At 64.8% G+C, this 7,157-nt stretch carries 6 protein-coding genes; 4 read left to right on the top strand and 2 right to left on the bottom strand.

Going from position 1 to position 7,157, the window contains the following annotated elements:
* The 4 genes from JOH52_RS18970 to JOH52_RS18955 form a co-directional block, all read left to right on the top strand.
* A partial coding sequence (locus JOH52_RS18970; RefSeq protein ID WP_273545385.1) for a molybdopterin dinucleotide binding domain-containing protein occupies positions 1-290 on the top strand: 290 nt, incomplete at its 5' end.
* Between the two features lie 207 nt (positions 291-497).
* Entirely contained in the window at positions 498-1,094 is a 597-nt protein-coding gene (locus tag JOH52_RS18965) for an NUDIX domain-containing protein (protein WP_107010471.1), read from the top strand.
* A 103-nt stretch (positions 1,095-1,197) separates the two neighbouring features.
* Positions 1,198-3,804: a bifunctional lysylphosphatidylglycerol flippase/synthetase MprF gene (gene mprF / locus JOH52_RS18960; protein ID WP_014526667.1), complete on the top strand. Its 2,607-nt coding sequence runs from the start codon at positions 1,198-1,200 to the stop codon at positions 3,802-3,804.
* Positions 3,801-5,183 carry a virulence factor gene (locus JOH52_RS18955; protein WP_014526668.1) on the top strand — a complete coding sequence of 461 codons (1,383 nt, stop codon included), beginning with the start codon at positions 3,801-3,803 and terminating at the stop codon, positions 5,181-5,183. Before mprF ends, JOH52_RS18955 begins: the two co-directional genes overlap by 4 nt.
* A gap of 9 nt (positions 5,184-5,192) precedes the next feature.
* Here the strand turns inward: JOH52_RS18955 and purN are convergent, their stop codons facing one another.
* Both purN and purM read right to left on the bottom strand, forming a co-directional pair.
* Positions 5,193-5,855, bottom strand: coding sequence for a phosphoribosylglycinamide formyltransferase (gene purN / locus JOH52_RS18950; RefSeq protein ID WP_003529371.1), 663 nt, complete (start codon positions 5,853-5,855; stop codon positions 5,193-5,195).
* Entirely contained in the window at positions 5,852-6,922 is a 1,071-nt protein-coding gene (gene purM, locus JOH52_RS18945) for a phosphoribosylformylglycinamidine cyclo-ligase (RefSeq protein WP_010969094.1), read from the bottom strand. Before purM ends, purN begins: the two co-directional genes overlap by 4 nt.
* Positions 6,923-7,157 lie beyond the last annotated feature (235 nt).

Here is a 7,157-nt window from a genome sequence, read left to right as displayed (position 1 = left end):
CGATCCAGAAGGAGGGCCGGCCGGAAGTCATGATCCATGCGGAGGATGCGGCCGAACTCGGTATCGCCGAGGGCGACGTCGTCAGGCTCGGCAACGGGCGTGGTGAAATCCGCCTGCACGCGAAGATCGGAGGGGGCACCCGTCGCGGCGTCGTCATCGCCGAAGGGCTTTGGCCCAATGGGGCCCACCTGGACGGGGAGGGGATCAACGTTTTGACCGGTGCCGATGCCGTGGCACCCTATGGCGGAGCCGCATTCCACGACAACCGCGTCTGGATGCGCCGGGCCTGACCGCGCCCGCTCTCGAGTTCACGATGATTTTAGTCGGGTCGACCTAAAACCATCGTGAACGATTCTAATAAATTCAGACGCGGCATAGGAAACGTGTCGGAAGACGGCAATCTCTCCGCCCCCTCATTCCTGTGACAAGCACAGGGATGAGGGAGGAAACAAGTCCCGGCGAACATCCCGAATTTCAACAGGCCTAAAGGACTTCCCATGACCAAAAACGCAGACGCGCGCTTCCGGATCATCGATCGCAAGACGGTCTGGGATGGCTTCATCAATCTCGAGCAGATCACGATCGAGCAGGAAATGTCCGACGGCAGAACCGCGCGCCTCGTGCGTGAAGTGCACGACCACGGCCGAGCCGCAACGATCCTCCTCTTCGATCCGGAGCGGCAGGTGGTGGTTCTCGTCCGCCAGCTGCGCCTGCCGGTTTTCCTGCAGGGGGAAACGGGATATCTCCTCGAAGCGCCGGCGGGCCTCCTCGACGGCGAAGCCCCGGAAGTCGCGATCTGCCGCGAGGCGATGGAGGAAACCGGCTACCGCATCGAGACGGCCATGCATCTCTTCGATGCCTATATGAGCCCCGGCTCCATTACGGAGCGCACGAGCTTCTTCCTCGGTCTCATCGATATATCAAAGAAGGTCGCGGCGGGCGGCGGACTTGCGCATGAGGGCGAGGACATCGAGGTGTTGGAAATTTCCTTCGACGAAGCCGTCGCGAGGATAGGCACCGGCGAGATCTGCGATGCGAAAACCATCATGCTTCTGCAGTGGGCTATGCTCAACCGTGCCTCGCTCGCCAAGTAACCGCCTGATACTCCATAGTATTCTACATTACCGATATTTCACTGTTTGATCGCGCTGCGCTGCGGTAAGCCATTGTCGTCTCCTTCAACGCACGGGCGAACCAATGGCTTCCTCCACGGAAGAGTTTGAAGCGGAAGACCAACAGGACCGCGGTGCATGGCGGCTCTTTCTGAGACGCAACCAGCGTTACCTCTCCGCGATAGGCACACTCCTCGTGATCGCGCTCTTCGGCGCGGCGATCTTTCACCTGACGGCCGAGGTGCGATATGACGACGTCGTGTCGGCGCTGGCGGATACGAGCCGGCGATCGGTGGCAACGGCGATCCTGTTCACGGGCCTGAGCTTCCTCGCACTCACCTTCTACGACGTCAGCGCGCTCGATTACATCGAACGGAAGCTTCCCTATCCCGCCGTCGCGCTCACGGCCGCCTGCGCCTATGCCGTCGGCAACACGGCGGGCTTCGGTCCGCTGAGCGGCGGTGCAATCCGCTATCGGTCCTATTCGCGCCTCGGGCTGAAGCCGGAGGAGATCGCCCGTCTCATTGCCTTCGTCACACTCGCCTTCGGGTTGGGTCTCGCGGTGGTCACCTGCTTGAGCCTGCTTGCCGTTGGCGAATACGTGGCGCCGCTGACCGGGATCGATGCGGCATGGCTGCGGGCAATCGCCGTCTTCGTCCTTGCCGGTTTGCTGGTGGTGCTGATCGCCGCTCGCAGCGGTCGCGAGGTCCGCATCGGCCGCCTCGTCTTGCGTCTGCCGGACTCACAAACATGTTCGCGCCAGTTCCTCGTCACGGCGCTCGATCTCGCGGCGTCGGCGACCGTCCTCTATGTCCTTTTGCCCGCCGGAACGGTGGGCTGGCCGGCCTTCCTGGCGATCTATGCCGTGGCGGTCGGCCTCGGCGTGCTCAGCCATGTGCCGGCGGGGCTCGGCGTTTTCGAAGCGGTGATCGTTGCGAGCCTGGGCCGCGCAGCCGGCGTCGATGCGGTGCTCGGTGCACTCGTCCTCTACCGCGTCATCTACCACCTGTTGCCCTTGCTCATCGCCATCGTCGTGATGATCGGCATCGAACTCCGCCAGCTGGCGGGCCACCCGGCAGCCTCCAGCCTTCGCCGCGCCGGCGGCCGGATGACGCCGCTATTGCTTGCCACGCTGGCGCTCGTCCTCGCCCTGATGCTGGTTCTCTCGGGCGTGACGCCGACGCCGGACGAGAACCTGGCCTTTCTTGCGAATTACGTGCCCCTACCGATCATCGAAGGCGCGCATTTCCTTGCGAGCCTTTTGGGTCTGGCGCTGTTCATCGTCGCGCGGGGGCTGGCGCTGCGCCTCGATGGCGCCTGGTGGGCATCGGTCGCGATCGCGTTGGCCGCAATCCTGCTTTCGTTGGTGAAGGCGGTGGCGCTCGGGGAAGCCGGCATGCTCGCCTTCCTTCTTGTCGGGCTTCTCGCAAGTCGGCGGCTCTTCAATCGTCCCGCCTCGCTTTTCGGACAGGCGCTGACGCTGCCGTGGCTTACCGCGCTCGGCGTCATCTGTTTCGGCGCATTCGTCGTCCTGCTCTTTGTCTATCGCGACGTCGCATACAGCCATGAGCTCTGGTGGCAGTTCGAATTCTCGGCGGAAGCGCCGCGCGGGCTCCGCGCCTTCCTGGGAGTGACGATCGGCGCAAGTGCTGTAGCGATCTGGAGCCTGATGCGCCCGGCCGCTGCGGCCGTTGCCCCCGCCTGCGGACAGGAGATGGAGCGGGCGGTCGCCGTCGTCGACGCGCAGGACATGTCCGACGCCAACCTCGTGCGCATGGGTGACAAGAGCATCATGTTCTCCGCCGACGGCCGGGCCTTCATCATGTATGGCCGCTGGGCGCGTTCCTGGATTGCGTTGTTCGATCCGGTCGGACCCGTGGATGCCTGGCCGGATCTCATCTGGCAGTTCATCGAGGCGGCGCGCTCCAATGGTTGCCGCGCCGTCTTCTACCAGGTCTCGGCGCGCGGGCTTTCGCATTACGCGGATGCGGGCTTGAGAGCCTTCCGCCTCGGCGAACTTGCCGAGGTCGATCTCACGCGCCTCGAGATGAAGGGCGGCAAGTGGGCAAACCTGCGCCAGCAGGTGAGCCGTGGCATTCGCGACGGGCTGGAGTTCTCGGTCGTCGCGCCCCCGGAAATACCGGCGATCCTTCCGGAGCTCGGGGCCGTTTCCGATGCTTGGCTCGCCCACCACAATGCGCGGGAGAAGGGCTTTTCCCTCGGCGCCTTCGATCCGCGATACCTGACGGCGCAGCCTGTCGCGATCCTCAAACGGCAGGGTCGCATCGTGGCCTTCGCCAATATTCTGATCACCGGCACCAAGGAGGAGGGCTCGGTCGACCTCATGCGTTTCTCGCCCGACGCGCCGAAAGGGGCGATGGATTTCCTGTTCGCGCAACTGATGGAATATCTGAAGAACGAGGGCTATCGGCGTTTCAATCTCGGAATGGCGCCGCTGTCGGGCATGTCGGAGCGCCGGCTGGCGCCCGTATGGGACCGCGCCGGCCGGGCATTCTACGAGCACGGCGAGCGCTTCTACAACTTCAAGGGACTGCGCGCCTTCAAGTCCAAGTTTCACCCGCAGTGGCAGCCGCGCTACCTGGTGGCGAGCGGAGGCTTCAACCCGATCCTGGCGCTGATGGATGCGACATTCCTGATCGGCGGCGGCCTGAAGGGAGTGATCAGGAAATGACCCCCATTAAAAGGATCTTGAAGCGTGCAGCCCTGGCGGCACTGATTGCCGGCGCTGCATCCCTTCCGTCTTTTGCCGAAGACGCGGCAAAGTTCGACACCGGCATGATCCCCGCACCGCACATCCTGTTCCCGAAAGAGGCGGCTTCCGGCGCCGTGGTGCTGCTTTCGGACGCCGGCGGCTGGACAGAGAGGGAGGATGCCGTTGCCCGAAAGCTTTCGAGCGAGAAAGCGCTCGTCATCGGCATCGACCTCAAGGCCTATCTGGCAGCCCTCGGCAGGGATGACGGGGACTGCGTCTACACGGTCTCGGACATCGAATCCTTGAGTCAGCAGGTGCAGCGCGCGGCCGGCAGCGGCGCCTATCGGCCGCCTATCGTCGCCGGCGTCGGGGCCGGCGGGGCCATGGCGCTGGCGATCGCCGCACAATCTCCCGCAGCGACCATCGGCCGGACGCTCGCGGTCGATCCCGAAGAGGGTATCGCCCTGACGAAGCAGCTCTGCACTCCTGCCGAAAAGACACGGAAAGGCGACCGCATGGTCTATGGCCTGACCGATGGCGCCTTGCCCGACCCGGTAACCGTCGTCTCTTCGCCGTCCGCGTCGGCTGCCGGACGCGAGCGCGTTGCCGCTCTCGCAGCCAAGCATCCGGACGTCGAAGTCCAGGAGAGCGACGAAGACGTCTATGCCGCACTTTCCTCCACGCTTGCGGGGTACATCCAGCAGGAGGACGAAGGGGACAACCCGTTCGGACTCCCCCTGACCGTTCTCGATGCGAAGCCTGCGCGCGATACCATGGCGGTGATCTATTCCGGCGACGGCGGCTGGCGCGACATCGACAAGGAGGTCGGCAATGCCCTGCAGCAGCAGGGCGTGCCCGTCGTCGGGGTGGATTCGCTTCGCTATTTCTGGTCGGAGCGCCAGCCGCAGGCGACGGCGGACGATCTCGCCCGTGTCATCACCTATTACGGCAGGCGGTGGAACGTCCGCAATGTACTGTTGATCGGCTATTCCTTCGGCGCCGACATCCTGCCGCGCACCTACAACCTGCTTCCGTCAGCGACCCGCGCGCGCGTACGGCAGGTAACGCTCATGGCGCTGTCGCATCGCGCCGACTACAAGATCTCCGTCCTCGGCTGGCTCGGCGCCGACGGAGAGGGGAATGCCGGCGACCCGGTCGACGACATCAAGGCGATCGAGCCGGCGCTCGTGCAGTGCATCTACGGCACCGACGAGGAGGACGATGCCTGCCCGGATCTGAAATCCTCCGGCATCGACGTGGTTTCCATCGAGGGAGGCCATCATTTCGATGGCGACTACGCCGCTCTGACACGACGCGTGCTCGATGCGCTCGACCGCCGGCTGGCGATGGGAAGGTGACCCGCTGCCTCAGATGGCGGGGGAAATGAGCGTACCCGTTGCCTCGCCGACGGCATGGCTTACCACCCGGCCGGCTTCCATCCGCACCTTGCCTTCAGCCACGAGCCGAAGCGCCATCGGATAGGTTCTGTGCTCGACGGTAAGGACGCGGGCGGCGAGCGTATCCGCCGTGTCGCCGGAAACGACCGGTACGGCCGCCTGGGCGACGATCGGCCCGTCGTCCATAGCCTCCGTCACGAAATGCACGGTGCAGCCTGCGATCCTCATCCCGGCGTCGATTGCCCGCTGGTGCGTGTGAAGCCCGGGGAAGAGCGGAAGCAGCGACGGGTGGATGTTGAGGATCCGGCCCTCGTAGCGCTGGATGAAGGCCGCAGAAAGAAGGCGCATATAGCCCGCGAGACAGATCACGTCCGGCTGGAGCCGGTCGAGCTCGGCGAGGATTGCTTGCTCGTGCGCTTCCTTGCCCGCAAAATCCTTGCGAACGAAGGAGAAGGTCGGAATGCCGAGCCCGGCCGCCTTGTCGAGGCCACCCGCATCCGCCTTGTCGGCGATCACCGCAATGATCTCGGCCGGAAAATCCGGCGCGGCGGCAGCCTTCGCCAGTGCGATCATGTTGGAGCCGCCGCCGGAAATGAACACGACGACCTTCTTCTTGCCGGCCACCATGCTCATATGGCGAGATTGCCCTTGTAGATCGTGCCGGGCGCGCCCTCGGCGCGTGCGACCATGCGGCCGAGCGTGAAGACCGTTTCGCCTTCGCCGGCAAGCACTGCCGCAACTTTTTCCGCTTCACTCGCCGGAACCACGGCGATCATGCCGACGCCGCAATTGAAGGTGCGCAGCATCTCGTTGGCGGCAACGCCGCCGGTCTTTGCGAGCCAGGAGAAGACGGCCGGCGGCTTGATGGCGCCGAGGTCGATCTCGGCGGCAAGATGCTTCGGCAGCACCCGCGGAATATTCTCGGGGAAGCCGCCGCCGGTGATGTGGGCCAGTGCCTTGATCGCACCCGTCTCGCGGATCGCCTTCAAAAGCGGTTTCACATAGATGCGCGTCGGCGTCATCAGGAGGTCGGCGAGCGTGCCTTCTCCGAAAGGTGCCGGAGCATCCCAGGCGAGGCCCGAGAGCGAAACGATCTTGCGCACCAGCGAATAGCCGTTCGAGTGGACGCCCGAGGAGGCAAGTCCGAGGATGACGTCTCCTTCGGCAATGTCGCCCGCCGGCAGAAGCTGCCCGCGCTCGGCCGCGCCGACGGCAAAGCCGGCAAGATCGTAGTCGCCGCCGGAATACATGCCCGGCATCTCGGCCGTCTCGCCGCCGATCAGCGCGCAGCCCGCCTCGCGGCAGCCGGCGGCGATTCCCGCGACGATCGCGGCGCCCTGGTCGGGATCGAGCTTGCCGGTCGCGAAGTAGTCGAGGAAGAACAGCGGTTCTGCGCCCTGCACCACGAGATCGTTCACGCACATGGCGACGAGGTCGATGCCGACCGTGTCGTGCTTGTCGGCGTCGATAGCGATCTTGAGCTTCGTGCCGACGCCGTCATTGGCTGCGACGAGGACCGGATCGCTGAAACCGGCGGCCTTCAGGTCGAAGAGGCCGCCGAACCCGCCGATCTCGCCATCGGCGCCGGGACGCCGGGTCGAGCGGACATGCGGCTTGATCTTCTCGACCATCAGGTTGCCGGCATCGATATCCACACCTGCGTCGCTGTAGGTGAGGCCGTTCTTTCCCGACTGGCTCATGCTCGCTCTCCAAGGCTCGTCGCTGATTGCGGATGCGATTGGCACGGAGAAGCGAGGAGTGCAAGCGCAGAGGCGCGCCCGATCCTGCTTTTTTCGTGAATTCGACTGTGGTCAGCACCTTCTGCCGGCCACAGGCCGTTTGCCCCGTGAGCGCTGCCGGACTTGACCTTGGCGCGCCCCAAGCCCTATCTCGTCCGAACGAACGACGCGGAAGGTGCGGTGTGCCGCGCGCAAC

This window comes from Sinorhizobium meliloti (genome assembly GCF_017876815.1).
GTDB lineage: Bacteria > Pseudomonadota > Alphaproteobacteria > Rhizobiales > Rhizobiaceae > Sinorhizobium > Sinorhizobium meliloti.
The sequence above is the reverse complement of the archived record's forward strand: the minus strand, read 5'-3'. Positions and strand labels throughout refer to the sequence as shown.